Raw genomic sequence first — 438 nt, 5'->3', positions numbered from 1 at the left:
CTTCTGTTCCGTATCTCCTCGCGTCCCCAAAAATGGGAAGAGAAAAACCCGAGGAGTTTGACATCATGCGTAGATACGCCACCCTTTTGCTCGCCGGTACGATCGCCGTTTCGGCCCTTGCCACCGCTGCCTATGCCGAAAACCCGATGGTTGGCGGCGCCGCGATGTATGCTAACAAAAACATCGTCGAGAACGCCGTGAACTCGAAGGACCACACCACGCTGGTCGCCGCCGTGAAGGCCGCCGGCCTTGTCGAGACACTGCAGGGCGCCGGTCCGTTCACCGTGTTCGCTCCGACCAACGAGGCCTTCGCGGCCCTTCCGGCCGGGACGGTCGAGACGCTGCTCAAACCTGAAAACAAGGACAAGCTCACCAAGATCCTGACCTGCCATGTCATCGGCGCCAAGGCGATGGGGGCGGATGTCGCCGCGATGGCCA

At 61.4% G+C, this 438-nt stretch carries 1 protein-coding gene; it reads left to right on the top strand.

Going from position 1 to position 438, the window contains the following annotated elements; genetic code table 11:
- Positions 1-65: 65 nt before the first annotated feature.
- The coding region (locus tag EN984_RS37345; RefSeq protein ID WP_164766061.1) for a fasciclin domain-containing protein at positions 66-438 on the top strand (373 nt) is incomplete at its 3' end.

This window comes from Mesorhizobium sp. M7A.F.Ca.CA.004.12.1.1 (assembly GCF_003997835.1).
GTDB lineage: Bacteria > Pseudomonadota > Alphaproteobacteria > Rhizobiales > Rhizobiaceae > Mesorhizobium.
Note: the sequence above shows the minus strand (reverse complement) of the source record. Positions and strands in the feature narration are given on the sequence as shown.